This window comes from Francisella sp. LA112445, from assembly GCF_012224145.1.
Lineage (GTDB): Bacteria > Pseudomonadota > Gammaproteobacteria > Francisellales > Francisellaceae > Francisella.
The window spans coordinates 1,251,593-1,270,835 of record NZ_CP041030.1 but is presented as its reverse complement, the minus strand read 5'-3'; the positions used below and the strand labels follow the sequence as shown (position 1 = coordinate 1,270,835).

The following is a 19,243-nucleotide window of genomic DNA, read 5'->3' as shown; positions in this document are numbered from 1 at the left end:
AATATGCAACAGTCAGTATTAGAACAGCTCAAGAAAGTTACTATGGTAGTAGCTGATACAGGCGATTTTGAATTAATAAAAAAGTACAAACCAGTTGATGCAACTACAAATCCTAGTCTAATTTTGAAAGCTGTAAAAGATAAAAAATACTCTGATTTGGCTAAACAAACTATCCAAAGCGTTAAAGAAAAAAATCCAAATCTAAATACCAATGAACTAGTTAAAGAGATATTGATAGAAATATTGGTTACATTTGGTATTAAGATACTTGAAGTTATTGATGGTAAAGTATCAAGTGAAGTAGATGCTAGAGTATCTTTTAATGCAGCAGAGACTATTGATTATGCTAGAAAAATCATAGCTAAATATGAAGATAAAGGCATTAGCAAAGATCGAGTATTGATAAAAATAGCCGCTACTTGGGAAGGTATAAAAGCAGCCAAAATTTTACAAAAAGAAGGTATAAATTGTAATTTGACACTAATTTTTGATAAGGCTCAGGCTCAAGCATGTGCAGAGGCTGGGGTTTACTTGATATCTCCATTTGTAGGCAGAATTACTGACTGGCAAATAAAAGAAAATAATCTAGAAGGGTTCCCAGATATCAAAGATGATGATGGTGTTAATTCTGTTAAAACTATCTATAAGTTTTTTAAAACACATGGCTTTAAGACTATTGTTATGGGAGCAAGTTTTAGAAATGCTGAGCAAGTTATAGCTTTAGCAGGTTGTGATGCTTTAACAATTTCCCCAGCGTTACTAGAAGAATTAGAGCAAAGAAAAGAGCCTCTTGAAACTGCATTAACTGATGACTTAGATGTTTCAACACAAGATCCAGAGCTTACAGAGTCAAAATTCCGTTGGTTGCTTAATGAAAGTGCTATGGCAACTTATAAGCTAGCTGAAGGTATTAGACAGTTTGCAAAAGATACGATCGAGCTAGAAAGTATTATTAAAGAAAACTTGTAATAAGGAATTTAGCATGAGAAAAATTTTATTATCATCAATATTGACATCAATTCTTGTTATACCAGCATTTAGTGCAAATCCAATAAACGATTCTAATAATGATGGTCAAATTGATGAAGCAGAACTAGCTCAGACTTCTAGTTTGAAAACAGATTCAAGAAATGATGATACTGAATCACAACGACATATTAACGTAGAGGTAGCAGAGAAGGAAGATCAAGATTTACAAACTCATGCAATGGGAATGCATAGAAAGTACCATAGCAACCATGCAAAAGTAGAAGATCATTCTTATTCAAAATTTGGTAAAGTTAATGATAGCGAAGCCCATCATATAAAAGCTGAAAAAGAAGACTCTGAAGATGACAATCCAAATTTAGCAAACCTTACAACTCCAGAGCAAAATATTAAAGATAATTTATCAGCAAGTGGTGAAGATGCTGCTTTAAGTAGACAAATGATGCTTGATGGTCCTCAAGGAGGTATTCAAAATAATCAACCTCCTGGAATCGGTGGGAATTAGCATTAACTTAGTTGTTAGTCTATCTAAAACATTCTTTGCATAGTTTCTTTAAATATACTAAAATCTACTAGTTAAAATATTCTACTATAGTCAGGTTTTGTTATGATTTTTCAATATGATAATTTTCAAATATTAGAGGTTAAAGGTGTAGATACTAAAAAGTTTCTACAAGGGTTGACTACTGCTGATTTAAATATTCTTTCTGATAAGAATAGTATTTTATTAACAGCTTTTGCAAATTTAAAAGGACGTATTATCTCGCTTTGCTTTGTTAAATATATTGCTGAGGATAGATTATTACTTTCAGTTGAAGAAGGAGTTGCTGAAGGTTTACTGGTATGGTTAAAGAAATATGGCATGTTCTCTAAAGTTACTTTTTCTATAAATGACAATTATTCATTATTTTTTACAAAAGATGGTTTTTTAAACCATGATATTTTAGAAAAAGATAGCCTAGTATCTAATAGTAGTTTTGAGCAAGTGCAGAGAGAAAATATTTTTAATAAACTAGCTGCTATCAATGCTCAAAATTTTGAGCAGTTTTTGCCTGCTGAATTAGAGTTAGATAATGTTGAGAATGTCGTTTGTTATACAAAAGGCTGTTATATGGGACAAGAAGTAATCGCTAGAATGCACTATAAGGCTAAACTTAAAAAAGAGCTTGCTATAGTAAAATCTCAATCTGATATTGTTGAAACTGATTTAAAAGATGAAAACAATAAACCTTTAGCAAATGTTGTAAATAAGGTGTTTATTGATAATGAATGTTATATGCTTGTGGTTTTTCATAAAGAAGCAACAGAACAAGAATATAAGCTAAATAATGATCAAACTATAATTAAATGCTAGACTATCTAAATCCACAGCAACAAGAAGCTGTTAGATATACAAGTACACCATTATTAGTATTAGCAGGTGCTGGTAGTGGTAAGACAAGTGTTATTATTGAGAAAATTTCCTATCTTATTGAAGAGTTATTATATCCTGCAAAAAGTATTTTGGCTGTTACATTTACAAATAAAGCAGCTAAGGAAATGCAAGAAAGAGTTAAATCCCGCTTAGATAAGGAGAAATCAAAAGGTCTTGTTATCTCAACATTTCACTCCCTTGGACTATCTATTTTAAAAAGACATTTTTCAGAGCTTGGATATAAGAAGAATTTTACACTTTTTGATAGCCATGATTCAGCGACATTAATATATGATATTGCGTATGATCAATATCAATTACCTAAACAAAATACAGGTTTTATTCAATCAAAAATATCATTTTGGAAATCTGCTTTATTAACACCAGATGAAGTTCAACCCAAAGATGATTTAGAAGAGCAAGCAGCTTTTGTCTATAAAGAGTATCAAAAATATTTAAGATCATATAACTCATTTGATTTTGATGATTTGATATTCCAGCCAATTCAGTTATTTAGAAATCATCATAATATCCAAAAATTATGGTCAGATAAGTTTAGATACATCTTAATTGATGAATACCAAGATACTAATGAGTCACAATATCAGCTTTTAAAGTATCTAACTCAGAATAAAAATAAATTTACAGTAGTTGGAGATGATGATCAGTCGATATATGCTTGGAGAGGTTCACGTCCGGAAAATTTACGTCATTTACAGGAAGATTTTCCAAATCTTAAAGTTATAAAATTAGAACAAAACTACCGTTCAACAGGTAGAATTTTAAATGTTGCCAATAAACTAATAGAGAATAACAGTCATATTTTTGAGAAGAAATTATGGTCTGCAAAGACATATGGTGAGCAGATAAAAATAATTAGTTTGATAAATGATGAAGATGAAGCTCAATTTATTGCAAGTGATATCTTTTTCGATAGAGTAAAAACTAACTCTAGAAATTCTGATTATGCAATTTTGATTAGAAGTAACTATCAAGCTTATCTTTTAGAAAGATATATGCAAATGCATAAGATTCCATATACTATAAGTGGTGGTAGTTCATTTTTCTCAAAAACTGAAATCAAAGATATTATCTCTTATCTAAGGTTAATAGTTAATCCTGATGATGATAGAGCATTTTTACGTGTAGTCAATACTCCTAAAAGAGAAGTTGGTAGCGCGACAATTCATAAGTTAGGTGAATATGCTAGTGAGCATCATTGTAGTTTTTTTCATACATTATATAATTTAGAGCATTTTGAAATACGTGAATTTACAAAAAAGAAATTGCTAAATTTTAAAACTTTAATACTTAGCACGCAACAAGAAATTGTTTCAAGTATCTCAGCAGTAGAACTTAAAAAAATATTACATACATTTATTGATAATATTTCTTATAGGCAGTGGCTAATTGACTCTAGCTCATCTGAGAAGCAAGCTGAATTTAGATATGCTAATGTAATGGAGGTTCTAAACTGGATAGTTAATCAATTAGATGACTCTTACAACGGACTTGAATCATTATCTTTGGTGTTGAATAAGATGCTTTTAATAGATATTCTAGATAGAGATAATGAGGATAAAAATGATAATCAAGTTCAGATAATCACTATGCATGCTTCAAAAGGACTTGAGTTTAGAAAGGTCTATATAATGGGTATGGAAGAGGGGATATTGCCTCACCAACAAAGTATAGAAGAAGAGTCTATAGAGGATGAACGTCGCCTTGCATATGTAGCTATTACAAGAGCTAAAGAAAACCTGACTATAACAATGACAAAACATCGTAAAAAGTTTGGAGAAAAACAAGTTTCAACGCCTAGTAGATTTATTGATGAATTACCAGAAACAGATTTATATTGGGTCGGTACAGAAAAAGAATGTGCAGAAACTCGTAAAGAAAATTCAAAACAAAGCCTTTCGGCTTTGAAAAATATGTTTGGTTAAAATAAGCCTAAGCTACGTATCTAGCTTTCTTTTGATACGATAATAACACCACGAGGCTTACCTGATGATGAATCTTTAGCTTGGATTGCTTTATATAAATCAGAAGTTTTGATCCAAGCTGGAGGATATTTGTATCTAGCTACATCCATAAGTAGCCACATATCTTTGTTAGGATTATACGCTGCTAATGGAGAGAAGTGACCTCCACCTTGAGCTCCCATGTCTGCACGATTATAGTTGATTATTATATATTTGCTGTCTTTCATGCTATTTAAAAGCTTATTTTTAAAATCTTTTTCATTTGAAAACTCATTAGCATGAATAACTATTGCATGAGCTTTTGCACCTATTGTTTCTTGTTTATTTATTATTTCTGCTGTTTGCTCGATAGTAAGACCTTTAGCATAAACAAAAGCAGGCATTATTTGATCTTCAATAAGGCTTTTATTATAAAAAATATTATTTTGATCAAATATTGAATACTGCATATGTGCTGGAGCTAAAGCTGGTTGTATGCCTAAAGCATTAAGAACCATAACATCAGAAGCTGGACCGCAAAAAGATACACCATTTTCTGTAGTAAAGTACTTCGCAAGTTGCCAATACTGTTGAGAATATTTTTCTGGAGCAGTCTTTAGTAGTTTTTGACCTTGAGGGCTAGAGAAGGAAACTACATTCTTTGGTAGAGTTAGTGGTTTCGCATATATATTTGTTGATAATAGCAGTATAAAAGCAAAGAAGAATATAATTGTCTTTTTCATTTTATTCTAAACTTATTTTAATTTAATGTATTAAATCATGTATAAAAATATATGTAAAGATAATAGTAAAATCCTATTTTATAGTTCTCATTATTAAATATTTAATAAAAACTTAATGGTATAGTTATAACTATGATAATATTCTTTAGTATTAAGTCAAAAAGGAAATTATTTTGATTTCAATAGGAAAATATAATAACTTAAAAGTTTTAGAAAAGAGATCACAAATCTTAATTTTAGATGCTTTAGAATTAGGTCAAGCAGTATTATCAATATCAGAGCTTGGATATACTCCAGAAGTTGGTGATAGCTTAGAAGTTTTTTTATACCATAACTCAAAATCAGAGCTTATTGCTACAACTAAAAGTGTTCCAACAGTAGGACAAATTGCTTATTTACAAGTAAAAAATCTTACAAAAATAGGTGCTTTTTTAGATTGGGGTCTAGAGAAAGATTTATTTGTACCATTAGCGGAGCAACATCGTCCTTTTGAAGCAGGTAAATCGTATCTTGTTTACTTGTATCTTGATAAAATTAATGGACGAATTACAGCATCTTCAAAAATTAACAAATTTATCAAAGATTATGCAGGCGATGATTTAAAGCCTAATCAAGAGGTGGATCTTATAATTGCTAATTCTACAAATATTGGTTATAAGGCGATTATAAATAATCTATATTGGGGAATAATTTATAGTTCAGAAGTCTTTAGAAGATTAAGCTTTGGACAATCTATAAAAGGTTATATTAAAAATATTCGTGATGATGGGCGTATAGATTTATCATTGCAGTTAGCGCATAAAGACCTAGATAAAAATGCTACTCTTGTCGAAAAATACCTTATAAACCATGAAGGTTCGGCACCATTTAATGATAAGTCTGATCCTGAGGATATAAAAAGAGAGTTTGGTATAAGTAAAGCAGCATTTAAGCGAGCTATAGGAACTCTTTTAAAACAAAAGAAAATCTTGATAAAAGATAATGGTATTTATTTAAATGGTTAGAATTTAATAAATTTTTATTTATCTTTTTTTGCTGTTTGACGAGCTTTTTCTTTTGCTTGTTGTTTTTTCAGCTTATTTATTTCAGCGAGTTTTTTAGCTTCATCACCAACATGAGAAAATCCTCTTTCTGCTGCTAGCTGTGATTGTCTCTCACGTTCTGCAAAGCGAGCTTTTTGCTTTTCTGTAGCTTTATCATAACAGTGGTGACAACTTATCCCTTTTTCATATTCAGGACGTTTTTTATCCTCTTCTGTAATCGGCATACGACAAGCAAAACACTGATCATAATGACCTTTTTCTAGATCATGATTTACAGCTACTCTTGAATCAAATACAAAACATTCACCTTGCCACATTGATTCTTCTTTTGGAACTTCTTCAAGATATTTAAGTATTCCACCTTGTAGATGATAAACTTCATCAAATCCTTTAGCTTTCATTAGAGCTGTAGATTTCTCGCATCTTATTCCACCTGTACAGAACATAGCTACTTTTTTATGTTTTTTAGGATCTAGATTTTCATCAACATATTTAGGAAATTCACGGAAATTTTGTGTGTGAGGGTTTACCGCGTTTTTAAATGTTCCTATTTCTATCTCATAATCATTACGTGTATCGATAAGAAGTGTTTCTGGATCTGAGATTAGTGCGTTCCAATCTTTTGGTTTTACGTACTGTCCACAAACTTTATTAGGATCTATTTCATCGATTCCTAAAGTAACTATTTCTTTTTTTAATTTAACCTTTGAGCGATAAAAAGGCATTTCTTCATGATATGACTCTTTATAATCAATATCTGCTAAACGTGAGTCAGACTTAAGGTGCTCCAATAGGCTATCAATAGCTTGGCGAGAACCAGCTACAGTACCATTGATTCCCTCATTTGCTAAAAGTAGTGTACCTTTAACGTTATTTTTTATCATTACATCTAGAAGAGGTTGGCGCATAGCCTCAAAATCATTTAAGGTAACAAATTTGTACATTGCACATACAACTATTTGTGACATAGAAATTCCCGAATTTTTTAATTAATATAAATAAAGATTTGCTATTATAACAAATATTATAATGTTTTTGTTAGACTGAATACACAAGGTTGAAATATGAGTGATAATCTCTATAGTATTTGGCTGGTGCCTAGAAAAGATTTTTTAATACCATTAGCGGATTGTATAAACCATAATTCTTTTATTTCTAAGCAACCTGCATTTATACCGCATATGACATTATTTACATCTGGAAAGAATATCTTAGATGATTTTGATAATTATGTCAGTCAGTTAAAGTATCAAAGTATTAAGCTTAGGGTAGAAAGTCTTATAAAAGATGAAGAATCTTATTATATGAATTATTATCTAAAACTTTCAAATACGAAAGAATTAGATGGGTTTTTTGATAATATTAAACAGCTTGATATAAGTAGCAACTATCAGCTCAAGCCACATATAAGTCTCTCCTATGGTGCTAATGATTTTAGTGATTTTGTAACGTATGATTTCTCTGAAGATATTATATTTGATGAGCTGGTTATAATGGAATATTCCCCTAAAGGTTCAACTAAAGCAGTTTTAGACTTTAAAATACTCAAATCCTACAATCTACAAACTCAAAAACTTATAAAATACTAAATTTTGTCTCTTTGCTGTTCTACTTTGTCTTAAGATGCATTATTATTTTGAGACTACATATTTAAATTGATAATTAGAATGTTTTTTAAAAATCTTACAGCATTTAAAATCTTAGATATTAATATGGATATCTTTGAAGAGTCTATAAATAAGTTAAATTTTGTTTCTTGTAGTAATTCTCAAAAATCTTCTCGAGGATTTGTAAACCCTTTTATTAAAGAAGATGATAATGTTTTATTTAAATTTAATCATCTTGCAGCGTTTTGCCTTCTTAGTGAGGAAAAAATACTTCCTGCTCAAGTTATAAACCAACAAGCACAAGAATATATAGAAGAGCTTGAGTTAACTCGATATGTTAGTAAAAAAGAGAAAACTCAAATTAAAGAAGATATGGAGCAACGTTTGTTGCCACAAGCTTTTAGTAAATTTAAAAAGATATTTGGCTATTTAGATTTGACTAATAATCATCTTGTTATTGATAGTGTTTCAGATAAGCAAATAACGGAAGTTTTAGATCTGTTGCAAAGGTGTGAAGCTAGGTTTGAGCCAGTAATAAAGGAAGAAACAGACATATTAACTGACTGGTTAGTAGAAAATACTCATCCTTTAGATGTAGAGATAGCAGAAAAATGCAAGTTAACTAGCGCAATAGGTGATAGCATTGCAAATATCTCATGCCAAGGAAGCTCAATGTTAAATGATAACATTAAATCTTTTATTGAGAGCGGCGGATATATTACTGAGTTAGCGATAGTTTGGCGTGAACAACTAGCAATGACAGCTAATACGAAGTTACAGTTTAAATCAATCAAATTCTTAGAAGGAATTAAGGATTTAAATAAAGAAGATAATCATGGTCATGAAGTTGATTTATTGTTAATGGCAGATATCTTCTCAGAGCTTTTAAATACTATGCAAGATTGGGTAGTAGAGGAAGAGCAAATATAAATATTAAGAGATAACTATATGATATTAAATGAAAACCAATTAAAAGCATACGAGTATGGTTTATCACATCATCCAAATTTAAATCAAAATTGTAAAATATTTTTAGAAAAGGATATTTTAAAGGTAGAGTTAGCTGAACATAATAGTAATGTTACAAGGTTATTCAAACATGATAATACTAAAGCAGGGTTAGTCGCATTGCTTAAAAGTGATGAGGTTAAAAGTCTACTTGGTTTTGATTTTTCGAATCTAATCGCTATTATGTGTATCAGATAATTTTAGAAAAATATGTTAAATTAGTTAATATTTAAAGTTTTAAGAGTCAAAAAATGCAATATATTTCAAAAGAGAAAATTAGAGTTAGCCAAGCATCAACTGGTCAAGATATATTTATAGAAAAAATTACAATAAAAGGTTCTGATCCTAAAGCTCCAAGTGTATATATGCAAGCAAGTATGCATGCATCAGAATTACAAGGAAATGCTGTAATGATCAAGCTTTTAGAACATTTTAAAAAGTATCAACCTAAAGGTGATATTTACCTAATCCCTCAATGTAATCCTATTGGCGCAGATAATTTTATAGGAGCAGGGCATCAAGGAAGATTTGATTCAGCAACAGGAGATAATTGGAATAGATACTATTTTAACCCTGAAATCGACTATAAAGCTTTTGTAACAGAGCATTTAGACTCATCAACAACAGAGTATAAAAAAGCCTTTGAAAAACTATTAGCAGAAGCTCTAGATAAAGAGCTTGAACAAGAATGGTTCTTATCTCGAGCAAAACGACTAAACTATACTGTTCAAAAAGAAGCTCAAAAGGCAGATTATGTTTTAGATTTACATACTGATACTGATGCAACTACATATATTTATACTCCTGCGTTTGCTAAAAAAACTGCTGAGATTTTTGGTTATAAGCATACACTTGTAATCCCTAATGAGTTTACAGGAGCATTAGATGAAGCTATTTTCGTTCCATGGTGGAAGCTTCAAGAAGAGTTTAAAGCACAAGGCAGACATGAGGATATTCTTAAAGAATGTTTTACCCTAGAGTTAGGATCTGAAGAGTATATTAACTTCGAGGATGCCACCATGCAGACACAAGGGGTATTAAACTATTTAAAATCTAAAAATGTTATTGATTCGCCTTTTGATATTGATAGATTGCACAAAGATATAATCCATCATGATATATCTAACTACAAATCTGTTCGAGCAGTCGAAGGAGGATTATATGAGTGGTTTGTTAAAGCTGGAGATTATTTTAAAGCAGGTGAGATTGTTGGACAATATATACAAACTTCAACAATGGAGGTTAAGCCCCTTAAGTTTCCTTTTGGTGGAACTATAATTAGTATTCATATTAAAGGAGCTGTTTGTCAAGGAACTCAACTTCTAAATCTGGCTATTCATTAATCAGGGTTATTAAGTCTCTATTACATTAGTTTTCACAAATCTTACTAAATATTCATTTTACTGCTAGAATATAAATGTTATTAGATTAATTTACTGTATTTTATAAAATGGCTAAGAAATATTTATCAGTTATCGTTATATTATTTTATTCAACTGCTTTTGCGAATGTCTATGAGACAGATAATAATGGTGTACCGACATTTTCAAATGTTGATACAAAAGGAGCTAAGCAAGTAAGTGTTGATAAGCCTCAAGTTGTTAATTCATATAATCAGATATCTAATGGGCCATCACTAAACGATTATAAGCAAAAAAGAGATAATCAAATTGTTTGGAAGAATCAAGGCTCTAGAGGTGAAGAAAGATCTAGCCAAGATATTAGGAATTTAGAAGGGTCATTAGAAAGCTTTGCAAGAGATTATGAAAGTCAAGATCAATCAAGAAGATAAAATGATATTTTAAGATTTGTTAATTAGAAGTTTTTATAGAAGTGAGAATTGAGATTCTTCTTTACTTTTATCATCTGATTTAGCACTACGTCTTTGCTGAACAGCGTGTGATAACATTTCAAGCATTTTGATAGTATCATCGAAGTCAACGCACTTGTCTGTAACACTTTGGCCATATGCTAAAGGTTTTTTGTTTATATCCTGGTTTCCAGCAACAAGGTTACTTTCAATCATTACACCAAAAACATCGTTGCCAGTTTTGATTTGCTCACAAATATCAGCTAGTACAGAAATTTGTTTTGTATGATCTTTTTGGCTGTTACCATGGCTACAGTCAATCATAATTTTTGTATCTAGATCAGCTTTTTTAAGCTTAGCAACACAGCTATCAACGTCTTCTTTACTAAAGTTTGGTCCAGAAGCACCACCACGTAAAATTACGTGGCCATTTTGATTACCTTTAGTTGCAAAGATAGCTGTTGAACCAGATTTTGTAGTACTTAAAAAATGATGAGGATATGTGGCAGACTTGATAGCATCTACAGCTACTTGTACGTCGCCATTAGTAGCATTTTTAAAACCTATTGAAGCTGAAAGACCAGAAGCTAACTCTCTGTGTACTTGGCTTTCAACAGTTCTAGCACCAATTGCACCCCATGTTATTAATTCTGCGAAGTATTGCGGAGTTATAACATCTAAGAACTCAGTTGCGCATGGTAATCCCATATTAGTAACGTCTGATAGCAGTGTACGAGCTAGCCTTAATCCTTTATTTATATTATATGAGTTATCAAGATCTGGATCGTTTACTAGACCTTTCCAACCAATAGTTGTACGTGGTTTTTCAAAGTATACTCTCATTATGATTAGAATATCTTTTTCAAACTTTTTAACCTGTTCTTTTAGTCTAGTAGCATATTCAATAGCAGCTTCAGTATCATGGATAGAACAAGGCCCTACAACAACAGCCACTCTATCATCTCTGCCGTGAATAATATCTGCTACTTCTTTACGAGATTTTTTTACAGTCTCAAAAGAAGTTTTTAGCAGAGGTATATCTTGAATTAGAACTTCCGCAGGAATCAATACCTTTTCCTTTTTAATATTTATGTTAGAAACTTTATCAAAGTTTTTATCACCTATCATTGACTTAGATATCCTTATATTTTTATGTATTCTTTACTTTCTTTTACCTAAAAGGCCAGACATATTACCCATACCTTGCATAGCTGACATACGTTTCATCATATTTGCCATACCACCTTTTTTACCAACAACACTTTTCATCATTTTTTTCATTTGAGTATGTTGTTGTAGTAATTTGTTTAGATCTTGAATAGTTGTACCAGAACCTTTGATGATTCTTTGTTTTCTACTATGTTTGATCAGTTCAGGTTTTTTACGCTCAAGAGGAGTCATTGAGTCAATCATAGCCTCAATTTTCTTAAACATATCATCTCCGACATTTCCAGGAACTGCAGCTGGCATATTAGGTAACTTAGACATGATAGAGCCTACGCCACCCATTTTCTTCATCTGAGTAATTTGTGACTTAAAGTCTTCTAGGTCAAAGCTTTTACCACTTTTTAGTTTTTTTGTAAGCTTCTGTGCAGATTTTTTCTCAGTTTTCTGCTCGATGTTCTCAATTAAACTAAGAACATCACCCATTCCTAAAATTTTAGAAGCAACTCTGTCTGGATGGAATGGTTCTAAGGCATCTGTTTTTTCACCGACACCTAAAAACTTAATCGGCTTACCTGTGATTTCTCTAATTGATAGGGCAGCACCACCTCTAGCATCACCATCAGTCTTAGTCAAAATCACACCAGTTAGTTCTAGAGCATCATTAAATGCTTTAGCTGTAACTGCGGCATCTTGACCAGTCATACTATCAACTGTAAAGAAAGTCTCGATTGGATTAGCAATTTTATGAATTTGCTTAATCTCACTCATCATATTTTCATCAATATGTAGTCTACCTGCAGTATCGATGATTAGCACATCAGCTAATTTAGTTTTTGCTGATTTGATTGCTTCGGTAACGATGTAGTCAGGTTTTTGACTTATATCTGACTCAAAAAAGTCAACTTCTAAGCTATTTGCTAAAGTCCTTAACTGGTCAATAGCAGCAGGTCGATAAACATCGGCACTAACAACCATAACCTTTTTCTTATGTTGTTCTTTTAAGTATTTAGCAAGTTTTGCTGTAGATGTAGTTTTACCAGCACCTTGTAAACCAGCCATTAATATAACAGCAGGAGGCTGTGTTTTAAGGTTTATTGGAACTGCTTCTTCACCAAGAGCATTTTCTAACTCTTTTTTTACAAAAGATATGAATGTTTGATCAGGAGTTAAACTCTTTTTAACTTCTTCACCTATAGCTTTTTCTTTTATATTAGCTATAAATTTTTTAACAACAGGTAATGCAACATCCGCCTCTAATAGTGATACTCTAATATCACGTAAGGCTGATTGAATATTTTCTTCTGTAAGAGATGTTTGTCCTTTTATTTTCTTAAAAGAGGACTGTAATTTATCTGATAAACTAGTAAACATATGTCTATAAGCTTTCCAACTCTTTGTGAGTAAATTATTACGATAAGCGAAATATTAACATTTTTAGCTGCAATATACTATCTAACAGATAATACTTATCAAGATTATTATGAATAAAACTAAGCAAATAAGTATATATGTATAATTTTTTTCTCTTAAGAAAAATACTAACTCTAAAAAAATTCTTAATAATGGTGAAATAATAATAAGTAATATGCCAATGTTTATAAGCTCAAGTGAAGAATTAGGACCTTGAAGAATTCTATATATAGCACCTGCGATTAAAGCTAATATAGCGATGCCTAAATTTAACTTCAATACTTTATAAATAGCTATATTTTTCAATTTATTTTCAACTTGTAAAAACGCGTACTATATGAAGTTATTATAACCATATTTTGGCGATATACTCCAGTTAAAATGTACTTTAACATCAGCTTGAGTAGAAACTTACATAAATGTTGTTTACTCAGTGAGATTCTGGTGATATAACTAATGTATAAGTTTAAAAGGAGATGCTTATGAAAGAAGTGATAATATTAGGTGCCGGTAGGGTTGGCTCTTTAACTAGTTGTTTACTAGTAGAGAGTGGCGATTATGTAGTTCATTTAATTGATAAAACTATTCCGAGTAATAAACCCGTCTTAGAAAAAAATGTAGAAAATCTCAAGTACGTTGAGTTAGATGCTACAGATTCAGTCGAGTTAGAGAAGTATATAAAGCTTCATAATATTAAAACTATAGTATCTTGTTTACCATTTTTCTTTAATAAAGGTGTTGCTCAATTAGCTGGTAAACTAGAGATAAATTACTTTGATTTAACAGAAGATGTTGAAGCAACTAACTATATTAAAAGTATTGCAAGTAATGCAAGAAATAATTTCTTTGCACCTCAATGTGGTCTAGCTCCAGGGTTTATTAGTATTGTATCTAATAATCTTATGAAAGAATTTGAATCTATTGATACTGTACGTATGCGTGTAGGAGCTTTACCTTTAAATGTTTCAAATACTTTGCAGTATGGCTTGACATGGTCTACTGAAGGATTAATAAATGAATATGCTAAACCTTGTGAAGGTGTTGTTGATGGTAAAAAAAGGACTTTAGCGCCATTAGCGGATGTTGAGGAAATAAAAATTGATGGACTTACCTATGAGGCATTTAATACCTCAGGAGGTATTGGCTCAATGATAGAAACTTATGCAGGTAAGGTTAAAAATATTAACTATAAGAGTATTCGTCATCCAGGTCATTGTGAAAAAATGAAATTTTTGATGCAAGATATGAAGTTAGGTGATGATTTAGATACAATGGTCAAGGTTATGGAAAATGCTATACCAAGGATCAACCAAGATATAGTTTTAATCTATGTATCTGTTGATGGTATTCGTAAAGGATTAAAAGCAGAACGACATTTTGCACAAAAATACCCTTCAAAGGTTATGTTCTCTAAGCATTTCTCTGCTTTACAGTTAACAACTGCTACAAGTTTATGTGTAAGTATAGATTTATTACTTAACTCTAAAGATAAGCATAATGGCTTTATAAATCAAGAATCTATATCTTTGAAAGATTTTTATAATAATCAGTTTGGTCAGTACTATAGAGATTCAGGACTTCTAATACAAGCAGACTAGTAAAATTCATAAAGGGTGGACAAATGAGTATTTTAAAAGAATTAAATTTAGGTTTAGAAAAATATATAAATAATAATGGCAATAACATTATAGAAACATATAGTCCAGCAGATGGTAAGCTTTTAGCCAAGGTAGACAATCAGGGCATAGAGGCTATGCAAGAAGCTATTTCAAAAGCTACAGAAGTTGCTAAAAGATGGCGTCAAGTACCTGCTCCTAAAAGAGGTGAGTTAGTACGTTTGATAGGTGAAGAGCTGCGTAAAAATAAAGACCATTTGGGTAGTTTAGTTTCTTTAGAAATGGGTAAGTCTAAACAAGAGGGTGATGGTGAAGTTCAAGAGATGATTGATATGGCAGATTTTGCTGTAGGTCAATCAAGAATGCTTTATGGTGCGATGATGAATTCTGAACGAGATGAACATCGTATGTATGAGCAGTGGCATCCTTTAGGGGTTGTTGGTGTAATTTCTGCTTTTAACTTTCCAGTTGCTGTATGGTCGTGGAATGCATTTATTGCAGTAATTTGTGGTAATACTGTTGTTTGGAAGCCATCTGAAAAGACTCCGCTATGTTCTATTGCGGTTCATAATATTTGTCAAAAAGTTATTAAAGAGTATGATTACCCTGAGATTTTCCACACAGTAATTTCTAAAGAGATCGAAGTATCAAAACTTTTAGTAAATGATGAAAGAGTAAATTTAGTATCTTTTACAGGTTCGACAAAAGTTGGTCAAGACGTTGGGCAACAAGTAGCTAAAAGATTTGGTAAAAGTATTTTAGAGTTAGGTGGCAATAATGCTACTATTATTGATGAAACTGCTAACTTAAAACTTGCTATCCCAGCTGCAGTATTTGGAGCAGTTGGAACTGCTGGACAAAGATGTACTTCTTTAAGAAGACTATTTGTACATAAATCGATTTATGATTTAGTAAAAGAAAAAATGGTTAATGCATATAAGCAAATAAAAGTTGGTGATCCATTAGATCAAAATAATTTGATGGGGCCTGTAATTGATCAAGCATCAGTTGATAATTTCACAAGAACTGTAGCTGAAGCTGTTAATCAAGGCGGAAAAATATTAACAGGTGGTAAGAAAATTGAAAAAGAAGGTTTCTTTGTGGAACCTACAATTATTGAAGCTAAAGCAGATATGCCAATAGTAGCAGAAGAAAATTTTTGCCCAATACTATATATAATGCCTTATTCAGATATTGAAGAAGCTATAGAGTTAAATAACTCAGTTAAATATGGCTTATCAAGTTCTATATTTACAGATAATCTGCAAAATGCTGAGAAGTTTCTATCTAGTTTAGGTAGTGATTGTGGTATCGCTAATGTAAATATTGGGACTTCAGGTGCTGAAATTGGTGGTGCTTTTGGTGGAGAAAAATATACAGGTGGCGGTCGTGAGGCTGGCTCAGATGCTTGGAAAGCATATATGCGTAGACAAACAAATACTATTAATTACGGTAAGGATTTACCGTTAGCTCAAGGTATTAAATTTAACTTAGAGGAGTAGTCACTATGAGTGTAGACATTTTAGAAAAATTATGGGATCAATATATGACAGATAATCCTCATGCAAAAGACATCTATGATCTTTTTGTCAAAAATGGGGAAAATCCTGAAAATGATCATATCGCTCTAAGAACACTAGATGATGATAGAATAAATATCAATAAGCTAGCACAAGCATTTATTTCTAAAGGATATAAAGTTTGTAATGATTATGATTTTGAAGTCAAAAAATTAAAGGCAGTTCATCTAGAACATAGTGATGAAAGTCAGCCTAAGGTTTTTATTAGTCAACTTTTGACAAAAGAGTTTTCTAATGAGTTACAGCAGACTCTTAGTAAATGTGTTGATTCAATTCCACAGAATTTAATAGATAATCCAGAAGAACTTTTACTATCTGGGGCGAGTTGGCAGATTAATTATGAAGTATATAAAAAGCTTTTAGATGAATCTGAGTATGCTGCTTGGTTTTATGCTTTTGGATTTAGAGCAAATCATTTTACAGTTTTCATTAATCAACTTAAGAAATTTAATGAAGTTGCTGAAGTTAATGACTTTCTTAAAGAGAATGGCTTTAAACTTAACTCTTCTGGGGGTGAGATTAAAGGCTCTCAAAGTGATTTATTAGAGCAGTCAAGTACAATGTCAGGACTAACAGAAGTTAATTTCTCAGATGGTAAAAAGCAAATTCCATCTTGTTACTATGAGTTTGCAAAACGTTATAAAGATAGTGATGGTAAACTATACCAAGGTTTTGTTGCTAAATCTGCCGATAAAATATTTGAAAGTACTAATACTAAATAGTCTTGTCATTTAGTTAAAATTTTTAGAAATTATTTTTACTAATTTATCAAAAATATCGTCATATACAGAGCTTTTTCTCATGACTAAATCTATTTCTCGATAGAACTCTGCATTATCGACAGCTATATATTTGATATTTTCTGTTTTAGTGCATGCTATTTTAGGAATCAGGGTTACTCCTTCATCAATAGAGACCATTTGTCTTAATGTTTCTAGGCTACTACCTTTAAAGTCTCTATTATTAAAATCATTTAGCTCACAAAGCTTTAGAGTTTGATCTCGAAGACAATGCCCTTCATCAAGAATCATAAGATTTTCTTTGACTAGATCTCTAACGCATATACTTTTATTTTTTGATATTGGGTTATTCTTAGCTACAGCAGCGAAGAATTTATCTTTAAAAACAGTTTTTCTTTTGAATTGATATTTATCTGTTGGAGTTGCTAAAAGAGCAAAGTCAATTTTTCCTTGATCAAGCATATCTACAAGTATATCGGTTTTCTCCTCAATTACTGAGATACTTATATTTGGAATTTCTTGTTTTATTGCAGGTAAAATTTTAGGCATTAAATATGGACATAGCGTTGGAAAAGCACCAATAGAGATTGTTATTTTATCGTTCTCAAGTAATAGCTTTGATATTCTTTGTAGATTGTTCACCTCATCAAGAATCTTATATGCTTGGTTAATTATTTTTATACCAGGTTTTGTTATTAGAACCTGTTTAGAACCTCGCTCAAATATTTGTACTCCAATATATTCCTCAAATTTTTTTATTTGCATACTTAATGCAGGTTGACTTACAAAACACTTCTCTGAAGCTGTAATAAAGCTTTTGGTCTCATATACTGAGATGATATATTCAAGTGTACGAGTATTCATATAAGTAAATCTTATTGTAATGATAAGTATTATATATTTTAAATTATGTTTTATGCTTATACAATATATAGTGAATCTTAACAAAGCAAGGAGCTAAACATGACTAAAAGAGTACCTAATGTAACTTTTAAAACTAGAGTTAGAGATGAAAGTATTGGTGGTCCTAATCCATTTAGATGGCAAGATGTAACTTCAGCAGATATTTTTGATAATAAGAGAGTAATCGTATTTTCATTACCTGGTGCATTTACGCCAACTTGCTCTACATATCAACTACCTGGATTTGAGAATAATGCAGCTAGATTTAGAGAGCTTGGTATACAAGAAATTTATGTTTTATCTGTAAATGATAGTTTTGTTATGAATAAGTGGATTCAGGCTCAAGATGTTAAAAACATCAAACCAATTCCTGATGGTAATGGTGAGTTTACTGCAGGTTTAGATATGCTTGTAGATAAATCTAACCTTGGTTTTGGTAAAAGATCATGGAGATACGCTATGATTGTAAATAATGGTGAAATCGAGAAGATGTTTGTAGAGCCTGGTAAACGTGATAATGCTGAAGATGATCCATATGGTGAGTCTTCTCCAGAAAACTTATTAAAATACTTGGAGTCTAAGTAAGTAATGAAACAAGTTGTTTTAATAGGAGCTTCAGGGACTATTGGTTCTGCTACATATGAAAGTTTAAAAGTAGCTGGTTATGAAGTTATTACAGCTAGTTTCTCAGGTGAAAAGACTGATTTTTCTGTAGATATACAAGATCCTAAATCTATTAAAAACCTATTTGAAAAAGTAGGTAGTTTTGATGCTTTAGTTTCTACTACAGGAAAGGTTGCTTTCAAAAGTATACAAGAGATTGAGCAACAAGACTGGGATTTAAGTTTAAGTAACAAACTTCTAGGACAGATAAATCTTGTTCAAATTGGATCAAAATATATTAATGAAGGTGGTTCTTTTACATTAACTACTGGAATATTAAATGTTGAACCAATAGCTATGGGAAGCATAGCTGCAACAGTTAATGCTGGTTTAGAAGGGTTTATTAAAGCTGCGACATTGGAATATAAAAATTTCCGTATAAATACTGTAAGTCCTACAGTTGTTGAAGAGGCTTTAGGTAAGTATGGACCATTTTTTGTTGGATACAAGCCAGTAAAAGCAGAAGAGGTTGCTCAAGCTTATTTAAAATCAGTTGCAGGTATTGCAAATGGTCAAGTTATAAAGGTAGGGTTTTAATAATCTTTTTAAGAATTCTCTAATCAGTTAATATTTATAAACTTATTTAAG

General features: G+C 31.2%; 21 protein-coding genes. 15 read left to right on the top strand and 6 right to left on the bottom strand.

The features are described from left to right. Nucleotides 1–3 precede the first annotated feature (3 nt). From tal to FIP56_RS06205, 4 genes are all read left to right on the top strand, one after another. Nucleotides 4–969, top strand: a complete 966-nt coding sequence (tal, locus tag FIP56_RS06220) for a transaldolase (RefSeq protein WP_192578078.1) — start codon at nucleotides 4–6, stop codon at nucleotides 967–969. Between the two features lie 13 nt (nucleotides 970–982). After that, nucleotides 983–1,492: a hypothetical protein gene (locus FIP56_RS06215; RefSeq protein WP_192576960.1), complete on the top strand. Its 510-nt coding sequence runs from the start codon at nucleotides 983–985 to the stop codon at nucleotides 1,490–1,492. 102 nt (nucleotides 1,493–1,594) lie between these two features. After that, nucleotides 1,595–2,341 (top strand): amino acid transporter, encoded by a 747-nt coding sequence (locus FIP56_RS06210; protein WP_192578077.1) that lies wholly within the window; start codon nucleotides 1,595–1,597, stop codon nucleotides 2,339–2,341. Next, nucleotides 2,335–4,347 carry a UvrD-helicase domain-containing protein gene (locus FIP56_RS06205; RefSeq protein ID WP_192578076.1) on the top strand — a complete coding sequence of 671 codons (2,013 nt, stop codon included), beginning with the start codon at nucleotides 2,335–2,337 and terminating at the stop codon, nucleotides 4,345–4,347. Before FIP56_RS06210 ends, FIP56_RS06205 begins: the two co-directional genes overlap by 7 nt. Nucleotides 4,348–4,367: 20 nt before the next feature. On the opposite strand, the gene FIP56_RS06200 is transcribed toward FIP56_RS06205, so the two are convergent. Beyond that, complete coding sequence (locus FIP56_RS06200; protein WP_192578075.1) at nucleotides 4,368–5,108, bottom strand: phytochelatin synthase family protein; 741 nt, start codon at nucleotides 5,106–5,108, stop codon at nucleotides 4,368–4,370. A 173-nt stretch (nucleotides 5,109–5,281) separates the two neighbouring features. On the opposite strand from FIP56_RS06200, the gene FIP56_RS06195 reads away from it, so the two are divergent. Next, on the top strand, nucleotides 5,282–6,112 hold the full coding sequence (locus FIP56_RS06195) for a S1-like domain-containing RNA-binding protein (RefSeq protein ID WP_192578074.1): 831 nt from the start codon (nucleotides 5,282–5,284) through the stop codon (nucleotides 6,110–6,112). A gap of 14 nt (nucleotides 6,113–6,126) precedes the next feature. Here FIP56_RS06195 and FIP56_RS06190 read toward each other — a convergent pair whose 3' ends face one another. Further along, nucleotides 6,127–7,119 carry a rhodanese-related sulfurtransferase gene (locus FIP56_RS06190; protein WP_192578073.1) on the bottom strand — a complete coding sequence of 331 codons (993 nt, stop codon included), beginning with the start codon at nucleotides 7,117–7,119 and terminating at the stop codon, nucleotides 6,127–6,129. Nucleotides 7,120–7,215: 96 nt separating this feature from the next. Between FIP56_RS06190 and FIP56_RS06185 the strand changes: the two genes are divergently transcribed. The 5 genes from FIP56_RS06185 to FIP56_RS06165 all read left to right on the top strand — a co-directional run bounded on the left by FIP56_RS06185 (nucleotide 7,216) and on the right by FIP56_RS06165 (nucleotide 10,558). Beyond that, nucleotides 7,216–7,740: a hypothetical protein gene (locus FIP56_RS06185; protein ID WP_192578072.1), complete on the top strand. Its 525-nt coding sequence runs from the start codon at nucleotides 7,216–7,218 to the stop codon at nucleotides 7,738–7,740. A 78-nt stretch (nucleotides 7,741–7,818) separates the two neighbouring features. Then, complete coding sequence (rdgC, locus tag FIP56_RS06180; protein ID WP_192578071.1) at nucleotides 7,819–8,688, top strand: recombination-associated protein RdgC; 870 nt, start codon at nucleotides 7,819–7,821, stop codon at nucleotides 8,686–8,688. Nucleotides 8,689–8,706: 18 nt separating this feature from the next. Further along, nucleotides 8,707–8,964: a hypothetical protein gene (locus tag FIP56_RS06175; protein WP_192578070.1), complete on the top strand. Its 258-nt coding sequence runs from the start codon at nucleotides 8,707–8,709 to the stop codon at nucleotides 8,962–8,964. Nucleotides 8,965–9,131: 167 nt separating this feature from the next. Continuing rightward, nucleotides 9,132–10,109, top strand: a complete 978-nt coding sequence (locus tag FIP56_RS06170) for a succinylglutamate desuccinylase/aspartoacylase family protein (RefSeq protein ID WP_348633319.1) — start codon at nucleotides 9,132–9,134, stop codon at nucleotides 10,107–10,109. 107 nt (nucleotides 10,110–10,216) lie between these two features. Continuing rightward, entirely contained in the window at nucleotides 10,217–10,558 is a 342-nt protein-coding gene (locus FIP56_RS06165) for a hypothetical protein (protein WP_192578068.1), read from the top strand. A 33-nt stretch (nucleotides 10,559–10,591) separates the two neighbouring features. Here FIP56_RS06165 and FIP56_RS06160 read toward each other — a convergent pair whose 3' ends face one another. From FIP56_RS06160 to FIP56_RS06150, 3 genes are all read right to left on the bottom strand, one after another. Further along, nucleotides 10,592–11,704: a 3-deoxy-7-phosphoheptulonate synthase gene (locus tag FIP56_RS06160; protein WP_192578067.1), complete on the bottom strand. Its 1,113-nt coding sequence runs from the start codon at nucleotides 11,702–11,704 to the stop codon at nucleotides 10,592–10,594. A 33-nt stretch (nucleotides 11,705–11,737) separates the two neighbouring features. Beyond that, the gene (ffh, locus tag FIP56_RS06155; protein ID WP_192578066.1) at nucleotides 11,738–13,114 is read right to left on the bottom strand and encodes a signal recognition particle protein; all 1,377 of its coding nucleotides are present in this window, start codon (nucleotides 13,112–13,114) and stop codon (nucleotides 11,738–11,740) included. An 81-nt stretch (nucleotides 13,115–13,195) separates the two neighbouring features. Then, a complete protein-coding gene (locus FIP56_RS06150; RefSeq protein WP_245323109.1) occupies nucleotides 13,196–13,432 on the bottom strand; it encodes a DUF1634 domain-containing protein in 237 nt (78 codons plus the stop codon). Nucleotides 13,433–13,635: 203 nt separating this feature from the next. Here FIP56_RS06150 and FIP56_RS06145 point away from each other — a divergent pair, with 203 nt between their 5' ends. The 3 genes from FIP56_RS06145 to FIP56_RS06135 are packed head-to-tail and all read left to right on the top strand — an operon-like array spanning nucleotide 13,636 to nucleotide 17,071. Further along, nucleotides 13,636–14,751, top strand: coding sequence for a saccharopine dehydrogenase C-terminal domain-containing protein (locus FIP56_RS06145; RefSeq protein WP_192578064.1), 1,116 nt, complete (start codon nucleotides 13,636–13,638; stop codon nucleotides 14,749–14,751). Nucleotides 14,752–14,774: 23 nt separating this feature from the next. After that, entirely contained in the window at nucleotides 14,775–16,271 is a 1,497-nt protein-coding gene (locus tag FIP56_RS06140) for an aldehyde dehydrogenase family protein (RefSeq protein WP_192578063.1), read from the top strand. 5 nt (nucleotides 16,272–16,276) lie between these two features. Continuing rightward, nucleotides 16,277–17,071 carry a DUF1338 domain-containing protein gene (locus FIP56_RS06135; protein ID WP_192578062.1) on the top strand — a complete coding sequence of 265 codons (795 nt, stop codon included), beginning with the start codon at nucleotides 16,277–16,279 and terminating at the stop codon, nucleotides 17,069–17,071. Nucleotides 17,072–17,080: 9 nt separating this feature from the next. Here the strand turns inward: FIP56_RS06135 and FIP56_RS06130 are convergent, their stop codons facing one another. Next, on the bottom strand, nucleotides 17,081–17,953 hold the full coding sequence (locus FIP56_RS06130) for a LysR substrate-binding domain-containing protein (RefSeq protein ID WP_192578061.1): 873 nt from the start codon (nucleotides 17,951–17,953) through the stop codon (nucleotides 17,081–17,083). Between the two features lie 99 nt (nucleotides 17,954–18,052). Between FIP56_RS06130 and FIP56_RS06125 the strand changes: the two genes are divergently transcribed. Both FIP56_RS06125 and FIP56_RS06120 read left to right on the top strand, forming a co-directional pair. Continuing rightward, nucleotides 18,053–18,577 (top strand): peroxiredoxin, encoded by a 525-nt coding sequence (locus tag FIP56_RS06125; protein WP_192578060.1) that lies wholly within the window; start codon nucleotides 18,053–18,055, stop codon nucleotides 18,575–18,577. Nucleotides 18,578–18,580: 3 nt separating this feature from the next. Next, on the top strand, nucleotides 18,581–19,192 hold the full coding sequence (locus tag FIP56_RS06120; protein WP_192578059.1) for a short chain dehydrogenase: 612 nt from the start codon (nucleotides 18,581–18,583) through the stop codon (nucleotides 19,190–19,192). The last annotated feature ends 51 nt before the right edge of the window (nucleotides 19,193–19,243 follow it).

Excerpts from the sequence above, each read along its gene's own strand:
- FIP56_RS06215 (WP_192576960.1), top strand. The coding sequence starts at position 983 with ATGAGAAAAATTTTATTATCATCAATATTGACATCAATTCTTGTTATA.
- FIP56_RS06190 (WP_192578073.1), bottom strand. The coding sequence starts at position 7,119 with ATGTCACAAATAGTTGTATGTGCAATGTACAAATTTGTTACCTTAAAT.
- tal (WP_192578078.1), top strand. The coding sequence starts at position 4 with ATGCAACAGTCAGTATTAGAACAGCTCAAGAAAGTTACTATGGTAGTA.
- FIP56_RS06130 (WP_192578061.1), bottom strand. The coding sequence starts at position 17,953 with ATGAATACTCGTACACTTGAATATATCATCTCAGTATATGAGACCAAA.
- rdgC (WP_192578071.1), top strand. The coding sequence starts at position 7,819 with ATGTTTTTTAAAAATCTTACAGCATTTAAAATCTTAGATATTAATATG.
- FIP56_RS06185 (WP_192578072.1), top strand. The coding sequence starts at position 7,216 with ATGAGTGATAATCTCTATAGTATTTGGCTGGTGCCTAGAAAAGATTTT.
- FIP56_RS06120 (WP_192578059.1), top strand. The coding sequence starts at position 18,581 with ATGAAACAAGTTGTTTTAATAGGAGCTTCAGGGACTATTGGTTCTGCT.
- FIP56_RS06205 (WP_192578076.1), top strand. The coding sequence starts at position 2,335 with ATGCTAGACTATCTAAATCCACAGCAACAAGAAGCTGTTAGATATACA.
- FIP56_RS06125 (WP_192578060.1), top strand. The coding sequence starts at position 18,053 with ATGACTAAAAGAGTACCTAATGTAACTTTTAAAACTAGAGTTAGAGAT.
- ffh (WP_192578066.1), bottom strand. The coding sequence starts at position 13,114 with ATGTTTACTAGTTTATCAGATAAATTACAGTCCTCTTTTAAGAAAATA.
- FIP56_RS06175 (WP_192578070.1), top strand. The coding sequence starts at position 8,707 with ATGATATTAAATGAAAACCAATTAAAAGCATACGAGTATGGTTTATCA.
- FIP56_RS06145 (WP_192578064.1), top strand. The coding sequence starts at position 13,636 with ATGAAAGAAGTGATAATATTAGGTGCCGGTAGGGTTGGCTCTTTAACT.
- FIP56_RS06135 (WP_192578062.1), top strand. The coding sequence starts at position 16,277 with ATGAGTGTAGACATTTTAGAAAAATTATGGGATCAATATATGACAGAT.
- FIP56_RS06160 (WP_192578067.1), bottom strand. The coding sequence starts at position 11,704 with ATGATAGGTGATAAAAACTTTGATAAAGTTTCTAACATAAATATTAAA.
- FIP56_RS06165 (WP_192578068.1), top strand. The coding sequence starts at position 10,217 with ATGGCTAAGAAATATTTATCAGTTATCGTTATATTATTTTATTCAACT.
- FIP56_RS06200 (WP_192578075.1), bottom strand. The coding sequence starts at position 5,108 with ATGAAAAAGACAATTATATTCTTCTTTGCTTTTATACTGCTATTATCA.
- FIP56_RS06170 (WP_348633319.1), top strand. The coding sequence starts at position 9,132 with ATGCAAGCAAGTATGCATGCATCAGAATTACAAGGAAATGCTGTAATG.
- FIP56_RS06140 (WP_192578063.1), top strand. The coding sequence starts at position 14,775 with ATGAGTATTTTAAAAGAATTAAATTTAGGTTTAGAAAAATATATAAAT.
- FIP56_RS06210 (WP_192578077.1), top strand. The coding sequence starts at position 1,595 with ATGATTTTTCAATATGATAATTTTCAAATATTAGAGGTTAAAGGTGTA.